Raw genomic sequence first — 17987 nt, 5'->3', positions numbered from 1 at the left:
CTTATACAACTTCGTTTTGAAACCGTCAACTGCCAGCCCATTCATAGCATTTTGCGAAGGTGGAAAGGCTGCCTACTGTGCCCACTAAATTAAATCGGTTCGTTCAAATGGTCTAAGAACTCTAACGAATTAGCCTCCATTTGATGGACCACTTTATCAGTTTTAACCACCAAATGATTATATGCCATATATGCTACTATACCAACAATCAAACCTCCAACAGTGGTGGTCATTGCTGTATAAAGTCCGTCGGCCAGCAATTTGATATCAATTTGCCCGCCCGCATTTGCAATTTCAAAGATGGATAGGATCATCCCAATAACAGTCCCCAAGAATCCAATCATCGGCCCCACTCCCGAAATAGTAGCGAGAACACTCACATTTCTTTCCAATTCATAAACTTCCAATCGTCCTGCACTTTCGAGAGCCGTACTAATATCTTCCAACGGTCTACCAATACGACTGATCCCTTTATTGATTAAACGTGATACCGGAGTATTTACTTGTGCGCATAAAATCTGTGCGGAATCTGTTTTACCATTGGTAACATGATCCTTTATTTGATTCATAAAATTGGAATCTATTTTGGATGCGGCCTTTATAGCAAATAATCTTTCGAAATAAATATAAATCGCAAAAACCATCAACACAAACAAAATGGCAATGATGACCATTCCAGCAGTACCTCCGCTTCCTATCAATTCAATAATTGACAATGTCTTTTCAACTGATTCTGCTTCCGGAACTAGTTCCACTCCATCTTGAATAGTACTCTGTAATATCATATTAAAATTTATTAAAATTGATGTATTTAGTGTGTAAACGTAGAAAACTTAACTTAAGTATATTTAAAAAACCTGATGTTGAATGCATAAATGTTACCGCAGCTTGACTTTATAATATACCCCTCTAAAACGGTGACCTTTTCGAGTCTGATTTTCAATGGCAAATATAAAAAACTAAGCATCGCTTTGAATCAAATTAGCAATATTTTTAAGGATAATAAATTTTACCGGAACTATGATCATGTTTAGCGCCCGTAACACTGCCCAGACAGTTATTTTCGTTGCGAAGTCTTAGCACACCCAAAAAAGCAAAAATGAGTGCCTCCTTGTAGTTAATGATGGATTTATCCGGTAGAATAATCTCATTCTCGGTCTTATCAGATAAACTTGTCATTAAAAATTGATTAAATGCACCGCCCCCGGTAGATAATACTGATGCATTTCTTTTAGAATTAATTTCTTTAGCAATTTGTATGGCAATATGCTCAACGAAGGTTCTTAAGACATCTTTTATGCTCAAAGAGAATGAATCTATCAATGGAAAAATCTCCTCTTTGACCCATTCCAACCCCAATGACTTTGGATAAGGTGTTTCATAAAAGCTTAAAGAATTCAATTCGTTTAACAATGATTGATTGATATTGCCCGTTGCTGCAATTTCTCCACCATCATCGTATTCCAATCCCAAAGCATTAGCATAAGAATTAAGTACAATATTGACAGGACAAATATCATAGGCAATCCGCTGTCCGTTTATTTCGGAAGAGATATTGGCAAAGCCTCCTAAATTCAAACAGAAATCATATTTAGAGAACAGAAACTTATCACCAATAGGCACCAATGGCGCGCCCTGCCCTCCCAAAGCAACATCGGCAACCCTGAAATCGCATACCACTGTTTTATTTAACATAGTGGCAAGTTTAGGCAAATTACCGATTTGGTAGGTCAATCCATTTTGAGGTTGGTGCAAGGCAGTATGTCCATGGGAACATACAGCATCTAAATCGTATAACTTGTTTTTATGTATGAATTGTTCAATATTTCCCCCCAAAAAACTCGTGTAATCTTCATCCAATTGCAACAATTCCTTTTGGCTCAAGGTCACCAGATTTTTCAATTTTTCGACCCAAACGGACGGATATGTACAGGTTTCCGCCTGTAATATTTCAAAATTCCAATGGCCGTGGTGGGTAAAAGCACAATGGGCTAGGTCAATCCCATCCAAGGATGTACCCGACATCACCCCTATAACGTTGTAGTGATTTTTTATCATAGCCGTAAAAATAGTTATTCAAATTGATAAAATAGCACTAAAACCTTATCTTTGCGTTCGTTTTTTAATGAACCAACAATTATTTTAGAATATGGATTTTACACTAACCGAAGAACATAAATTAATTCGTGACGCCGCTCGCAATTTTGCCAATACGGAACTCCTTCCTGGAGTTATTGAACGCGACAACAAACAAAAATTTCCACAAGAATTGGTAAAAAAGATGGGAGATTTGGGTTTTCTCGGCATCATGGTAGATCCTAAATATGGTGGCAGTGGGATGGATACCATTTCTTATGTTTTAATTATGGAGGAATTGTCCAAGATAGATGCCTCGGCTTCGGTAATTGTTTCTGTAAACAATTCGCTGGTGTGTTATGGGTTGGAAGCTTTTGGAAACGAGGAACAAAAACAAAAGTACTTGACAAAACTTGCCACCGGAGAGTTTATAGGTGCGTTTTGTTTAAGTGAACCTGAAGCTGGAAGTGATGCGACGTCCCAAAAGACAACGGCCATTGATAAAGGCGATCATTATGTGATTAACGGAACAAAAAACTGGATTACAAGTGGTGGGCGTGCTGATGTTTATATCGTAATTGCCCAAACGGATAAGCATAAAGGATCTCATGGAATCAATGCGTTTATTGTTGAAAAAGGCACGCCTGGCTTTGACGTTGGTCCAAAAGAAGATAAATTGGGAATCAGAGGAAGTGACACACACACCCTTCAATTTAACGACGTCAAAGTACCAAAAGAAAATAGAATAGGTGAAGACGGCTCAGGATTCCGCTTTGCTATGAAAACACTTTCGGGTGGACGGATAGGTATTGCCGCCCAAGCTTTGGGAATTGCCGCTGGAGCATATGATTTGGCACTAAAATATTCAAAAGAACGTAAAGCATTTGGCACAGAAATCTGCAACCACCAAGCGATTGCATTTAAATTGGCGGATATGTACGTAGATATTGAGGCAGCACGCCATTTGGTGATGAAAGCGGCATGGGATAAAGACCAAGGCAACAACTATGATGTGTCAAGTGCCATGGCAAAACTATTTGCCTCTAAAGTGGCGATGGAGCATACCGTCGAAGCCGTTCAGATTCATGGCGGTAACGGTTTTGTTAAAGAATATCATGTGGAACGCTTGATGCGTGATGCGAAGATTACACAAATTTACGAAGGTACCTCAGAAATTCAAAAGATCGTCATTTCTAGAAACCTCATTAAAGAGTAATATTTCTTATAATATAGATACGAAAGACTCAACTTAGTTAGGGTCTTTTTTTTTAAATAACCTCAATGGCAGTAAAATGTTTTTTGTTAAATTCAGAATTTAAGTCTAAAAATTAACCATATGCAGATAACGTCATTTAGGATTGACATTAAGTATCAGTATCTTAAGATATAACATTGGCCCCTAATTTATTCGATAAGGAACTAAGAACCACCTTTATTTCATTGTAACTGTATTTTGGATCCAGTTGATTTTTTAATTCAGTAAGATTCTCAAACGATTGTTTTGGAATGAGTTCTGTCAGTTCATTAAAATGTGCTTCGGAAATTAAATCTTTCACTTGTACTTCTCCAGATTCCACAAATTTGGCCAGATGACCAAAAATTGTTGTTTCAGCAAGCTCACGTTCTGAAGCAATTTCTGAGATGCTTTTCCCCGATTGAAATAATTCTAAGGATATTTTATGCGACTCTCCCTTTTTTGACGTTTTCTTTGGTTTTGGCGGATCTTCAAAGACTATGGAATCATCGGTCTCAATGTCATTTTCCTCACAATAGGCTTTTATAACTTCAAGAATTTGAGTGCCATACTTCTCGACCCGAACTTTTCCAAAACCGTTGATCTCTAAGAGTTGTTTTTTAGTTACCGGAAGCACTTCACAGATTTCATATAATGCTTTTTGTGTAAAAATCTGATAATGGATGAGGTCATTTTCATGCGCAATATCGTTTCTTAATTCGCGTAACATCTCAAATAACTCAATATTGAAGGTACCATCAATAACGGATGCTCTTGATTTCTTCGGTTTATCTTTGGTCAAGAATACCGATTTGGCTCGCAATTCCAAAAATTTATGTGTAGAAAACCCTTCTGCCAATCCATTAAAATAAGAGAGTTTGGCGGCCAGAAGTTCTTCGATAGTATCCAAGCTCTTAATAAGATCATTTTCGATCGCCTTATTGTCTGTAGCATAATTGAAGGACTTTAGGCTTTCAACAATACATTTTTCAGTTTCCGTTTTGAAATAGACGATCGCCTTTTTAAATCGCTCTTGAATCGTACTATTGGTTTCAGGCAAACTCTCACCATCCGAAATTTGTTTCAATTGATTAATGAAACTTGTACTTAGCTTCAAGAAATTGGTGATCCCATCTTTCATGGTGTTTAATGGTGATTCTATACTTCCCTGGATGCTGCCTCTGTTTTTATAAAATATATCCAACAAGCGATTAATAGGATATAAAAACTCATAGAAATCAAATATCTCCTGAATGGATTCGAGTTGAAACGCTTTTTTGGCCAATGTTAATGTTTGCTCGTCGGGTTGATTTTCTGCCGATGATTGGGTAAATGAACTGACTTGCTGATCATTAATGATTTGGCTGGAATCAATTTTACTTTTCAAGACAAGGCCTTCCAACGATTTACATCGACTCAATGCAACATAGGTTTGCCCATGTGCAAATGCACCTTGAGCGTCCACTATAGCCTTTTCAAAGGTCAATCCCTGACTTTTATGAATGGTAATGGCCCAAGCCAAACGCAACGGAATTTGAGAAAAAGAACCAATCTTATCTTCAATAATTGCTTTTGTTTCAGCATTTACAGAGTAATTGATGTTTTCCCATTCTTCTCGGGTGGTGTTAATATTATAATCGTCATCAGGACATTTAACGACCACTTCATCCTTATCCAAAAAAATAACTTTCCCTATCTTGCCATTAAAATAGCGCTTTTCGGGTGAACTATCATTTTTAATGAACATGACCTGTGCTCCCACTTTTAAATGGAGTTCCTCATTATTTGGAAAGGCATGATCAGGAAATTTTCCAGTAATCATAGCCTTATAGGTATATGCTTTAGTAGTTAAGGCGTTGAGCTCTTTTGTATTGACTTGTTCTGCTCTATTGTTATGAGTGGTCAGTGCGATATAACCTTCTTTCGGATCAGGTTTAAAGTCTTTGATATAGCGCTTATTCAATTCGTCCGCAGAAGCTTGTGACAAGGTATTATTCCGAATTTCATTGAGGATCTCTATAAACTTAGGATTTTCCTGCCTATAAATGTGTCTAAGTTCAATAGTAATAGCATTACAATTTTGGTAAGCCAAGCTACTAAAGAAATAGCCGGTTTGATAATATGGTTTAAGGAGCTGCCATTCATTTTCTCTGATTACTGGCGATAGTTGCTGCAGATCTCCAATCATCAAAACCTGAACGCCTCCAAACACCTTATTTCTATTTCTGAACCGTTTTAAGGTCTTATCAATCCCGTCCAACACATCGGCCCTTACCATACTGATCTCGTCAATAACGAGTAAGTCCATGGATTTAATGATATCGATTTTAGTTTTGCTAAATTTTCTATTGAAGCCTGATGAAGTATGAAATTCAGCATCCGGTAAGATAGGACCAAATGGGAGTTGAAAAAAGGAGTGGATTGTTACTCCTTTTGCATTAATTGCCGCAACACCGGTGGGTGCTACAACAACAATACGCTTTAAAGAATTTTGCTTAAGATTATGCAAAAAAGTAGTCTTCCCAGTCCCCGCCTTTCCCGTCAGGAAAACATTCTGATTGGTAGTGTTGACAAAATTCCAAGCCAACTCGATATCTTTATTTCTTTCCATTTTAAGCCATTTGTTAACAGCCATTGAAAATACATAAAATCGAGTTGATTCTCAAGATCATTCTGATTAAAAGAGGCTAGGCCAGGAGGCCAACCGGCCCATATAAACAAAAAAATCCCTTCATGTTTCCATGAAGGGATTCTCCAAAAAAGGCGGCGACCTACTCTCCCACGAGATGCAGTACCATCGGCGCAAACGGGCTCAACTTCTCTGTTCGGAATGGTAAGAGGTGAGCCCCAATGCTATAACCACCTTAAATTTTGCCTCCTCACTTAGTGCGAGATTACAATTATGTATATAAACTTTCCAAAAACAGGCAGAAAACAAAAAATTCCAGACCTACCTTGTTTGGATCAAAAAAAAATCAAATGTGTCTAAAATTAAAAGTTATTTTGAATTAATAAGATGCAATGGTTATACTAGAAATTATCGTGCGCTCTAATGTTCCCATTAAAGATTATATATAGAAAACAACAATAAAGCAAGGTGTAAATCATATCTTTGTTTAATTATTTTGTTCTTGTCAACTTTCCTGCTGTTGTTTAAGACAGTTGAAACGAGGTAATCTTTTGCCCATCTAAGGTTGCCTCGTAAAATAATTTATCAAAATAACACCTGTTATTTGTTAACAACCAATTTTTTATGGGCAACATTCCCATTGTAATTTATACGAACAAGGTAAACGCCATTGGCAAAGTTGGTCGTATTTATGGTTGTAGTTTCTGAATTTATATGTTTTGAAAACACTTCCTTTCCTGATAGGTCAAAAACCTTTATTTGTGTTTCGCCAAGTGGCAAATTGGCAAAAGTCACCAAATCTTTTGCAGGGTTTGGATACAACAACAATTGGTTGTCTATTGAACTAACTTCAATGTTTAAAGTTTCACCAAAGTTAGAACTGATAAATCCTTCTGAAAGTAAAATGTTACCTGCATTGAGTTCTTGCACATTTACTTCACCTATGGTATAAAGTATAGCTATGTTGTCGTTTGAAGTAATGTTACCACCACTATCAATAGAAAATTTTTCGATGGTTTGGGCTTGTGTCCATAAGCACCCAAAGCCCATTATGAATGTTAGTATGTTTTTCATTTCAATTTGTTTTATAATTATCACTACTACAATTGGGACATAGCGACCTGTTTCTTTTATTGTTGAGATTGCTTCGCTTGTACCTCACTCGGAACGACGTGCATTTTTTATTTTGTCATTGAGAGACCTGTAGGTCGTGACAATCTCTTTGAAATCGAAGTCGAAGTTGAAGTCGAAACCGAAAATATTTGATGAGATTGCTTCGTCGCTATGTTCCTCGCAATGAACAATAGTTAAAAAGCCCGAACAGCACGAACCCTGACCATGCTGCCCTTATTGCCGTAGATTTGGTCACCACCGACGAAGTTCTGCCCCCAAGCGCCGTCGAAAGTGTACTCGGTAGAACTCCAATAGTAGGTACTAGCAAAACTGCTGCCTCCATTTGCCCCTGCTGTGGCATCAATAGCTGCTTTGTTTTGATACATCAGGTTTAATTCTTCTCTCGAGGGTAAGTACCAATCGCCATAAGTATTACCGCCTTCTGTAATTTGTAATTCATTACAAATACGGGCTGCGTAGGTGCTACCATCATCACCAAGAGCAACTTGTGCAGCAATAATGATTGATGTGTTGGCTTTGCCTGCATAAAGTCCGTCTCCTCTGGCTTGAGTATTGCCGTTGGTCCCTGCATACCAACGTACTCCTGTGCTTTGGTCTTGTTTGGCACATACCAGTCCGTGCTGCCCTGTTTCGTCAACCCAAAATACAATGCCTCCGTGAGCAAAGTCACCCACAGAATAGGTGGTTATACTGCTTACACTTTCTGCAGTTTTTGCGTGTATGGCATAAGGCACTGCCATAAACTGCGTCGTACCCATATCCGTAAGGCCACCTCCTGTGTTTATCTGCACATTTAGGTAGTGGTCGTCTGCACTCCAATCAATAGTGCTGAATGTGCCTGAAATAGGTGTGCCCTCACCAATGTTTAGAACAACAATGCCGTTGGCATCGGTGGTTGGACTGTGGGTTTCTTGATATACACTTGTGGCACCTTGTAAAATGGTAAACTGCACCTGTATTAAATCGTTGGCAACCACGTTACCAGAGCCGTCTTTTACAATGGCCTTATAGTTAATACCCTGTTGAGCGAAAATGGTTCCGAAAAGGAAAAACACCATAATGTGTAGTATTGTTTTCATGTGAATCTGTTTTTTGTTATTTCGTTTTTTATAATTGTCCTATTCCATACATTCTTTTTACCGAACTCATTTTAACTTATCAATCTGTTAAAAATCGGTTTTTCCTAAATCGCTTTTTGCCTGTAAGAGTTTTTTACTGTCGTACCTTCTACCAGTTAAGGTAATATGGTAACGGCTTTGTTTGATGTATTGCAGTTCTGAAAATTGGATGTCTTTTACAAGTTCTTCTTTTAATAAAATCCTAACACCTTGATGGTCTTGGGTTTTTGCCCAATTATTATCTCCCTTATTGTTTACTTCCATAGCAATCATTTTATGGACGGCATTGACATGCCCAAAACCATAATTTCCGGCACCATCCAAAATCTTCACAGTAATGTTTTCGGTCTCATGGTTAGGGTCTGTACTTAAACTATAAGTTCCTATAACGGTTTGTGGTGCTGGCGAATCTGAACTTCTTAACGGCAAACCCGCCAATTGTTTAGGCAGTTTAGCCTTGAGTTGGTCTAGTTGCAAAGCTTCTGTTGTTATTAAGTTTTGTTGCCAAGAACCAACTTTAGTCGAATTTTCGAGCTCATCAATCTTTTCTTCAATCAAATTGTTTTCCTTTTCAGAGGATTGCTTGCATGAACTTGTCACAAATAAGATGAAAATCAGTATCAAAAAAATGGGTCTCATAAGGTTTTGGTTTTAAAATTCAACATATAGAACTCATCTTGGCTTTTTCCAATGGTTTAAAAATATTTCGCAATCCATTTTATACCATCTTCTGCTTTAACGTTTTTAACCGTAACCTTACTGGGTTTATTGGAGGTAACCTTGGAATTCATTTTATGGATATCTTCAATGGTATAGGCTATAAAATTCAACCCTGCTTCCAGTTCCAATTGATAGTCGTAACTGGCGTTTACCGTTTCTTCTGAAAACTGTAATGTGATAGCGCACTCGGTTTTAAATGTGGTGGCTTCAGCAACGTAAACCACATCATAAAATTTGCCCTTTACGGGATTGTTGTAAGCTTCGTCTTCCAGCCAGTGCATCAGGGCTTCGTCGGTAACTGGAAACAACACACCCACATAACGGTTTTTGTACCACAATGAAATGGGACTTATACTGGTTGCCTTAACATTTGGGTACACAGATTCGCCCTGCGCAATACAATTAAAACGAAGTGCATGTTTAAAATCGTCCACTACCATTTGTTTTTCCGCATCGGCAGATTGGAAGGCTTCTTTTTCCGGAAAATTGAATTCCAAAGTCCCATTGGCGGTCAATTTCCCAATGGTTACAGCACTGTCCATACCTAAAGGCCAAAGTACTATGTCCATTTCGGGCATATTCTGTAACGGGTTTTCAAGTTTTCCGGTAAGGGTTTGTGTATATCCTAAAATACATAGAAGTAGACCAAGAAATGTAAGTAATTGTTGTTTCATTGTATGTTTTCTTATGTTTTTTTACGGATAGTCATTGCAACCCTCAAAAGCAGATTAAAACGAAACAATCTTTACTTTGTGGCAATCAGTTGTAAAAAGTGTTTCATTGTTCATTTCTCATACCTTGAAATGACAGTCCTGTATTTATTTGTTTACCACCAATTTTTTATGGGCAAGGTTTCCTTTATTAGCTATGCTAACAAGGTACACACCATTAGCAAAATTGGTAGTATCAATGGTTTCTATTGCTGTGTTACTTTTTATTGAAAACACTTCTTTCCCAGTAATGTCAAAAACTTTTATGTGCGTTTCGCCATAGGGTAGATTTTCAAGTGTTACCATATTATTGGCTGGATTGGGATATAACGAAACCCTTGAAACTTCGTTGTCTTGAATGCTCATGGTGTTTGTGAATTTCATAACGGAAGCTCTTCTGTAAGATAAACCTATTAAAGACGTTTCGCTAATTGCCAAATAAGGCTCGTCACTACTGTTTAGCAATAAAGATGAGTGAAATGCCCTACCTTCTGAAAACCCATGGCTTCCAACTGTTTCCCAATTAGTTCCATTAAACTTGACTACGGTAGCCTTGTCTTCATTTTCCCTGTCCATGTAAGCTAAATATGGTTCTCCTGTGCTGCTAAACGCAAGAGAGAAATTAAATGCTCTATCTTCAGAAAACCCAGCTGGACCCACAGTTTCCCAAGAGCTACCATTAAATTTCATGACAGTAGCCTTAAATTGATTGGCTTGATCGTTAAAAGCCACATAAGGCTCTCCTGAATCGCTAATTGCTAAAGTACAGTCATTTGCTTCTCCATCAGAAAATCTGGGCATGCCTACCGCTTCCCAGTTTGAGCCATTAAATTTCATTACAGTAATCTTCTTTGGTTCCATGTAGAGACCTTCGGCATCTTTAAAAGCCACGTAAGGTACTCCTGAAGCATCGAGCTTTAGGGAAACATCGGCTACCTTATAATCTGAAAACCCAGGACTCCCTACATTCTCCCAATTAGTTCCATTAAACTTCATGACAGTTACTCCGAGATCGCCATTATAGTGGTCTCTGTAAGCTACATAAGGTACTCCTGCATTGTTGATGGCAAGTGAAACAAAATAAGCTCCAGCAGCAGAAAAACCTGGCGATCCAACGTTTACCCAGTTGGTTCCATCAAACTTCATCACCGTAGCTTGGCTTGCGAGAAATGATCTGTCTTGGAAAGCTACGTAAGGCTCCCCACTATCATTGATAGCAAGGGAACACCAATCTGCCTGATTAGTAGAAAAACCTCGTGTTCCTACGGCTTCCCAATCAGTCCCATTAAATTTCATTACAGAGGCTTTACCCAAATGTAAAGAATCCAAAAAAGCAACATACGGCTCATCGGCACTATTGAAAGCAAATGACGTATAATCTACACCACCACCTGAAAACCCAGGCGTACCAACATATTCCCAACCTTGTGCAGAAGACAATGGGATAGTGCATATAGATAAAACTATAAAAAATGTAAAATTTTGTAATGTTGTTTTCATGTGTTTCTATTTTATGGTTTTATGTTTTATTCTAAAATTAACCAACCTTAAACGAAAGCGTGGTATTTATGGGTTCTGAATTTGCCTTTACGGGTTTCATTTCCAATTGTATCTCATAATTTCCCGGAGCAAGCTTGCCTTTGTTTTTATTGGCTGTTTTTTGAAGCAACGGAATAAAATCGAAAGCTTCCACAGGAACATACATATCACCAGGCAACCATGGCCAATCGTTACGGCTGCTACTCCCAATGTTTTTTCCATTATGGATAATGGTGGTTTTCATTTGAAAGAGTACAATGCTCTTTTCGCCCGACGTGTTTTTAAAACGGAACAGGATTTTGTGCTTGCCATCTCTAAAGTTTTTGAACAGAGCTACTGGTTCCTGTGATTTCAATGTGGTGGTTTTACCCCAACCTTCAACAATAAGTTTGCCTGAAAGTGATTGCCCTAAAGCGGTAGTACAAAACATACTGAGCATAAAAACAATAGAAAAGATAAAAGATTTCATATAGTCAATCGTATTTTATAGTTTTAAATAATCTTTGGTGCTAAACTTATAGTCTACAGCTTCAATGGCCACACACTCCATAGTTCCAGAAGTATTTTTTTTACCTTTGTTTGTTTTATCGATCATTTCCATATGCATTAAAAGTGCACCCTCATAATTTTTGAACTGTTCTTTTATAGGTTCGGGATAACGATCCATTTCAGATTTGAACACTTGGTCAAAGCTCACGGGCGCATCTACAGTAAAATAGGATATAAATGCATACGCATCATTTTCAAACTTTTTGCCTATGCAGTTGTAGCCCAAAATTATTTTGTTGGGCAGGTCTGTTATGGTCATATCTTCCAGCCATGGAGACTCAATGTCTTCAATATCCTCCATAGATTCATCCATATCAATCGAAGTTGCCGTTACCACTTTGTTGCCACCGCTTTCCATAAACATATATGTGGTCTTGGCATCGTCGTCAGTCACCATAAAAAACGGTACGCCTGCATTCATTTTCATACCTATATATGTGGCATCAGGCTCAAGAAAATAGTCTAAGTCCATCTCTCCGCTTGCAGTAGTCATCTTTAACTGGTATTTATATGAAAATTGATAAGAATCTGGAACATTTTTGGCATCTACCTTTTTGCCCTTTACCTGAGGACTATTGAGGTTAACATCAAAAATTTTGTCCATGGAATTGGATGCTTTTTCGGAAGCTTTATCCGCAGTTTTCTCAACAACAGTCTGCTCTACCTTCTCTTCAATCCTTTTCTTGAGTTTTTTTAAAAATTGAGCCTCTGAGGTTTGTGTAAAACCCACCACCAACAAAAGTAATATTATGTGCCTTGACCTTTTCATAATTATTGTTTTGAAACAAACTTAACCATCAATAGTTGTTTTAAAAACACATATTTAGAATTTGGTAGATTCCATTTAGAATTTGGAAAAAGCAGATTTAACCGACCAAATTCTAAACCCAGACAGCCGAATTCTAAATTTCGTATAAAGGAGTAGAAATCATTTTATATATTGTAAACAATTGAATGGTTAGATGCTTTTGGCTAAAAATATATGGCAAAATGAAAAAACAAGCAATCATTATGCTTCTCTTTCTTTCAGGGTTTTACACGTTATCTGCCCAGATAAAGGTGGACAGCATTGCCACAAGGTTGGACCTAATACGTAATCCAGAGGTGCAAGCCATAACAAGCAGTAGCGATGTTACGTTTAATGACATTATAATAAGTACTTCTTGGAAAGCTTACGACTCTACTTTTACAGCAAATCATGACACAGTGGTTTGGATTAATTTTAAAATAGAAAACACCACTCAAGATATTCTTACAACCTATCTTTTTTATGAAGGTCACTACATCGACATTTATCTGGAAAAAGAAGGCAGGTACGAACATTACAAAAATGGCTACTTCAGGCCATTAAACCAACGCCCTAAACCTAAATCGTACTTTTTTACCGAACTCAAACTTTCACCATTGCAACAGTCGCAATGTTATATAAAATTGAGTACTGATTATAAAAAAAACAGCACCTCTTTTCCTATCCTGTTTTCCAAGTTAGGCTATCTTGAACTTTTGAAAAATATTAGGGCAGTGCATTATCCTCCCATAGCATTTATATATGTTTACTTGATTTCCCTGTGCTGTATTATGCTCTTTGTATTGGTGTTTTGTATCCGTTTGCAGAAACGTATCTATTTTTACTATTTGGGGTATTTGTTTTTTCAAATTGTTTATGCGTTTTTGGTATTACAGACCACACCTGCAACCATAGCAAACCTTGCCCAGCACTTTCCTTATTTTTCAGTCCTGATTTCAGAATCTGTACAATTTACCTTTATTGGTTTTTACATATTATTTATACTGCATTTACTTGATGTAAAAACCTCTAGCCTTAAACTGGTCAGGGCATTAAAAATATTTGGTATTGTTTGTTTTGCCTATGCCATATTATGCTTTGGTTTTAATCTTTTATGGGTCAATTTGGAAGTCAGAAGAATGGCATCCATCATTATCCGTACCATTGTTCTACCACTTAACCTATTCTTCTTTTTTTGGATTATCTATAAGGTAAAACATCCACTGTTAAAGTACTTTATTTTGGGACAGAGTTTCTTTTTTATAGGAGCTGTTCTTTCCTCAATTGTTTATTACACCGGCCTTCATTTAGTACCAGGTGGTATCTTCAATTTTTTCTATTCTCAAAACGTCATCTTTATGGCTGGACTTCTGGGCGAAGTGCTCTGTTTTTCAATAGCTTTAGGAGAAAGTATGTTTCTTGTCCAAAAAGAAAAAGAAAAGACGAGCCAAAAATTGATTGAGCAATTACAGCAAAACAAAATTATGGAAAGCAACATGCGCAAAGAATTGGATAATCAAATCAACCAAAAAACTGAAGAACTTGTACAGCTCTATTCTGAAATAGAAAAACAAAAAGAAGAACAACTTAAAAAATCATTTAATGAACGTTTACGAAACATGGAAATGTTGGCATTGCGCTCGCAAATGAATCCTCATTTTATATTCAATAGTTTAAATGCTCTTAAAAATTTAGTCATGCAGTCACGAGAGGAAGATGCCATTAGTTATTTGGATAATTTTTCTTTATTGCTTCGTAACATCTTGCAAAACAGCAGTAAAAATACTATTACCGTAGAAGAAGAACTTGAAATATTAGAACTATACCTTTCTCTAGAAAAAAGTAGGCTAGGGAATGATTTTTCCTATGTCATCCAATGTGATTCCCGTGAAATACTTTCACAATATAGCATACCTCCTTTATTGTTACAACCTTTTGTAGAGAACGCTATATGGCATGGACTTTATCCAAGTTATAGACCTGAAAAAAAACTTTCCTTGGTGTTTGACACTTCCAAACAACTGCAAATTACTATAGAAGATAACGGAATTGGACGAAAAGAAAGTAGCAAGACAAAAAAAACACATCAATCTGCTGGAACCAATATTACAAAGGAACGGTTAACACTGTACAACCATGTAAGTCATACCCAAATGCAACTCAACATTTTGGACTTGGAAGATAACGGCATACCTTCTGGCACCCGCATAACCATAACATATAACGATTAGACAATGAAAAAAATTATAATTATAGATGATGAAGCACATTGCATAAACGTACTGACAAGTCTTATAAAAAAAGTACATATTGACTATGAGATTATCGGAACATTTTGCAACCCAGAAACAGGTTTAGAGTTTATTAAAACCAATCAACCAGACCTTCTATTTTTAGATATCGAAATGCCAAATCTTAATGGTTTTACTTTGTTGGATAAAATATTACCCATAGATTTCGATATTATTTTTACCACTGCTTATGACCAATATGCCATTCGCGCCTTTGAGTACAGTGCCATTAACTACTTGCTAAAACCCATAACAGAGAAAAGCATCGTAAATGCGTTATTCAACTGGGAAAAACGACGCAAAAAGACCAGTATAGAACAATGGCAATTATTGCATAAAAATATAAACAGTTCGGTAATTAATGCTTCTAGAATTGCGTTGCCAACAGCAGTAGGCTACCATATTGTGGATATAAAAAATATTGTACGTTGTGAATCAGATAACAACTATACTTGTTTTTTTTTAGTCAATGAAAACAATCTGCTTATATGTAAAACCCTTAAGGAAATAGAAAAAATGCTTAGTGATTATGGCTTTTTACGTGTACATCAATCCCATTTAATCAACCCCCAATTTGTCAAAGCCATTCTTAAACAAGATGGAGGAACAGTACTTATGAATGATAAAAAAGAAATCCCAGTTTCAAGGCAAAAGCGAAATGAAATTAATAATATCCTGGAATCTATGCTGAGATTTGGACAATGAAATATTATTCTAACTACATTGCTGCCCGATTAAAACTTGAAATTGTTCTTTGAAATATTTGAAATTTAGTTAGTTATAGTGGTTTGTCAGCCGAACGTACATGAATACCTAGCTTTGTTGTCAGATCAATCTGCCAACCTATGTTCCAAGATAAATATGTTTTCGTCCAATTGGTCTCGTTCCTCAACCGGAGTAGGTTCAATCGGATTGTATCGAAGTATAAAGGAGACAAATACGTCAAGCATTTTAGCTGCTGGATTCAGCTGCTTGTTTTAATGTTCGGTCAGCTATCCAACCGTGAAAGTTTAAGGAGTCTGATTGTCGCCTAAGAAGCCCATAACTCCAAATGCTATCATTTGGGAATGGGGAAGAATGTCTCAAGATCATCTTTGGCAAGAGCAAATCAGGACAGAAACTATCATGTTTTTGAAGAATATGCCTACTACTTGATTAACCAAGCAAGATCGAGGAAAGCTGTCAATATCTTCAATCTTGGCGGTAACGTTTATGCTTTCGATTCGACAACAATCGACCTCTGCCTTTCCGTGTTTTGGTGGGCAAAGTTCCGGAGGAATAAAGGCGGTATCAAAATATACACACTGTATGATGTTCACTGAAGCTTCTATGCACGATTCAAAAACGATGAAAGAGATCCCTTATGAGCCAGATTCTTACTATATATTTGATCGAGCCTACAATAATTTTAAGATGCTATATAAGATCCATCAAATAGGAGCTTATTTTGTGATCAGAGCAAAGAGAAATCTTAAGTATAAACCTCTCAAATGGAAACGCAGATTGCCCAAGAACGTGCTTTCTGACCAAACGATCGGATTGACAGGATTTTATCCAAAACAGTACTATCCCGGGTCACTTCGCTTGGTGAGATACTGGGATGAGGAGCAAAAACGTGAATTTATTCTTTTGACCAATGCCGTTCACATTTCAGCTCTGCAGGTGGCGGAACTTTATAGAAACCGCTGGCAGGTAGAACTCTTTTTTAAATGGCTGAAGCAACACCTTAGGATCAAAAAATTCTGGGGTATTACCGAAAATGCTGTCCGGATTCAAATCTATGCCACCATATGTACCTATTGCCTCGTGGCAATCGTTCAGCACGATATGAAACTGGGTAGGAGCACGTATGAAGTGCTACAGATATTAAGTATTTCCCTAACTGATAAAACCAATCTTAGAGAACTTTTTAGCAAAACTAAATTTCAAAATGACAAATAACGAGATAGCCTTAATGGGCCAAATTTATTTAATTTTTAAAACGTCCCGATTTTAATGGGACACTAGTGACCCAATTATTCAAAAAGAATCACTTTGAAAATCACATTAAAATACAAATTGGTTAAATGTCATTTAACTTAAAAAACGTAGAGAGTGAAGACTTAATATCATAGAAGTGATTTAAACTTTTTTGAAAAGTAAGAAAGGGTTGTGGGTATTTGTGTTGCGAAACATAAATAACTAAATCACAACCCTATATGTCCTCAGTACTCGACAAAGATACAATAGAAACGGAAATTGTCCCATACTTACAATTGCAAAAAGAGGTTTTCCTCCAACTGTTCCCTTGGTGGAGATTGTCAACGCAATCCTCTAGAAGCTGAAAACAGGCGTGCAATGGCATCAATTGGCTGCAGAGGTCTTCTTTAAAGAAAAGACATAAAGTTGGAAATCGGTCTATTATCATTATAGAAAATGGTGCGTCACAGGAGTCTCGAAGACGTGAAGGAGAGGTGTCCTTGTTAGGCACAAATCACGACTGGTCCTTTCAAGTGTAGATCTGGACGGTAGCCACACACCTGCAATTAGAGGCGGCGAAGAAGTAGAATATCAAGGACGAAAAAAAGCGTAAGACCATCAATGCGCTGTATTTAAGCGAAAGGCAGGGACTCCAATTGCAATGTCAGAACCGTTGGCGGGCAACCATAATGACCTGTACAACATAGAGGTACATTTTGAGGTGGTCACAGCAACACCCGAAAAGGCCAATATAAAAGTGGAAGGCCCGTACCTGAACGCAGATGCCGGGTTTGACTCAAAAGATTTTAGAAACTCTTGTGAGAAAAAAGAGATCAAAGCCAATGTGTGTTTCAACAAGCGCAATGAAAGTACCGATAGGGAAGAATATTCCAATCAAGAACTATATAGAGAAAGATATGCAATAGAAAGGACAAACGCTTGGATGGACAGTTATCACTCACTACCAAATATATTTGATACAACCATTGCAAGTTGGTTGGGTTTCAATTATCTAAAATTTATGGTAATATTCCTAAAGAAAAGTAAAATGTTTAAATGACCTCATATTATGAAAAGTATAAAACAAAAAAAATCCTCAACAAATGCATGTTGAGGATTCTCCAAAAAAGGCGGCGACCTACTCTCCCACGGGATGCAGTACCATCGGCGCAAACGGGCTTAACTTCTCTGTTCGGAATGGTAAGAGGTGAGCCCCGTCGCTATAACCACCTTAAGCTCTA

Annotated in this window: 15 protein-coding genes, 2 rRNA genes and 1 pseudogene; 6 read left to right on the top strand and 12 right to left on the bottom strand. The window is 37.2% G+C overall.

Going from position 1 to position 17987, the window contains the following annotated elements; genetic code table 11:
• Nucleotides 1-89: 89 nt before the first annotated feature.
• Together G6N06_RS16045 and G6N06_RS16040 are read right to left on the bottom strand one after the other, a co-directional pair.
• Nucleotides 90-785 carry a MotA/TolQ/ExbB proton channel family protein gene (locus G6N06_RS16045; RefSeq protein WP_163517800.1) on the bottom strand — a complete coding sequence of 232 codons (696 nt, stop codon included), beginning with the start codon at nt 783-785 and terminating at the stop codon, nt 90-92.
• A 208-nt stretch (nt 786-993) separates the two neighbouring features.
• Entirely contained in the window at nt 994-2058 is a 1065-nt protein-coding gene (locus G6N06_RS16040) for an anhydro-N-acetylmuramic acid kinase (protein WP_163517799.1), read from the bottom strand.
• Nucleotides 2059-2149: 91 nt separating this feature from the next.
• Between G6N06_RS16040 and G6N06_RS16035 the strand changes: the two genes are divergently transcribed.
• Entirely contained in the window at nt 2150-3292 is a 1143-nt protein-coding gene (locus tag G6N06_RS16035; RefSeq protein WP_163517798.1) for an acyl-CoA dehydrogenase, read from the top strand.
• 163 nt (nt 3293-3455) lie between these two features.
• On the opposite strand, the gene G6N06_RS16030 is transcribed toward G6N06_RS16035, so the two are convergent.
• The 9 genes from G6N06_RS16030 to G6N06_RS15990 form a co-directional block, all read right to left on the bottom strand.
• The gene (locus G6N06_RS16030) at nt 3456-5921 is read right to left on the bottom strand and encodes a helix-turn-helix domain-containing protein (protein WP_163517797.1); all 2466 of its coding nucleotides are present in this window, start codon (nt 5919-5921) and stop codon (nt 3456-3458) included.
• A 147-nt stretch (nt 5922-6068) separates the two neighbouring features.
• Nucleotides 6069-6177, bottom strand: a 5S ribosomal RNA gene (gene rrf / locus G6N06_RS16025).
• Nucleotides 6178-6539: 362 nt separating this feature from the next.
• Entirely contained in the window at nt 6540-7013 is a 474-nt protein-coding gene (locus G6N06_RS16020; protein ID WP_163517796.1) for a T9SS type A sorting domain-containing protein, read from the bottom strand.
• Nucleotides 7014-7246: 233 nt separating this feature from the next.
• Complete coding sequence (locus G6N06_RS16015; RefSeq protein WP_163517795.1) at nt 7247-8152, bottom strand: Lcl C-terminal domain-containing protein; 906 nt, start codon at nt 8150-8152, stop codon at nt 7247-7249.
• An 87-nt stretch (nt 8153-8239) separates the two neighbouring features.
• On the bottom strand, nt 8240-8830 hold the full coding sequence (locus tag G6N06_RS16010) for a hypothetical protein (RefSeq protein ID WP_163517794.1): 591 nt from the start codon (nt 8828-8830) through the stop codon (nt 8240-8242).
• 56 nt (nt 8831-8886) lie between these two features.
• Nucleotides 8887-9585, bottom strand: coding sequence for a hypothetical protein (locus tag G6N06_RS16005; protein ID WP_163517793.1), 699 nt, complete (start codon nt 9583-9585; stop codon nt 8887-8889).
• 144 nt (nt 9586-9729) lie between these two features.
• Entirely contained in the window at nt 9730-11121 is a 1392-nt protein-coding gene (locus G6N06_RS16000; protein ID WP_163517792.1) for a T9SS type A sorting domain-containing protein, read from the bottom strand.
• Between the two features lie 37 nt (nt 11122-11158).
• Nucleotides 11159-11629 (bottom strand): hypothetical protein, encoded by a 471-nt coding sequence (locus tag G6N06_RS15995; RefSeq protein WP_240338089.1) that lies wholly within the window; start codon nt 11627-11629, stop codon nt 11159-11161.
• 15 nt (nt 11630-11644) lie between these two features.
• Nucleotides 11645-12478 (bottom strand): DUF4412 domain-containing protein, encoded by an 834-nt coding sequence (locus G6N06_RS15990; protein ID WP_163517791.1) that lies wholly within the window; start codon nt 12476-12478, stop codon nt 11645-11647.
• 221 nt (nt 12479-12699) lie between these two features.
• On the opposite strand from G6N06_RS15990, the gene G6N06_RS15985 reads away from it, so the two are divergent.
• From G6N06_RS15985 to G6N06_RS15965, 5 genes and pseudogenes are all read left to right on the top strand, one after another.
• A complete protein-coding gene (locus G6N06_RS15985) occupies nt 12700-14727 on the top strand; it encodes a histidine kinase (RefSeq protein ID WP_163517790.1) in 2028 nt (675 codons plus the stop codon).
• 3 nt (nt 14728-14730) lie between these two features.
• Entirely contained in the window at nt 14731-15492 is a 762-nt protein-coding gene (locus G6N06_RS15980; RefSeq protein ID WP_163517789.1) for a LytR/AlgR family response regulator transcription factor, read from the top strand.
• Nucleotides 15493-15632: 140 nt separating this feature from the next.
• Nucleotides 15633-15821: a DUF4372 domain-containing protein gene (locus G6N06_RS20155; RefSeq protein WP_163517788.1), complete on the top strand. Its 189-nt coding sequence runs from the start codon at nt 15633-15635 to the stop codon at nt 15819-15821.
• Between the two features lie 178 nt (nt 15822-15999).
• Entirely contained in the window at nt 16000-16728 is a 729-nt protein-coding gene (locus G6N06_RS15970) for an IS4 family transposase (RefSeq protein ID WP_443093409.1), read from the top strand.
• 257 nt (nt 16729-16985) lie between these two features.
• Nucleotides 16986-17806 (top strand): annotated as a pseudogene (locus G6N06_RS15965) (transposase).
• 65 nt (nt 17807-17871) lie between these two features.
• On the opposite strand, the gene rrf (G6N06_RS15960) reads toward G6N06_RS15965, so the two are convergent.
• Nucleotides 17872-17980, bottom strand: a 5S ribosomal RNA gene (gene rrf, locus G6N06_RS15960).
• Nucleotides 17981-17987 lie beyond the last annotated feature (7 nt).

Origin of the sequence: Gelidibacter japonicus (assembly GCF_010725055.1) — a bacterium.
GTDB lineage: Bacteria > Bacteroidota > Bacteroidia > Flavobacteriales > Flavobacteriaceae > Gelidibacter > Gelidibacter japonicus.
This window is presented reverse-complemented; position numbering and strand designations above follow the sequence as displayed.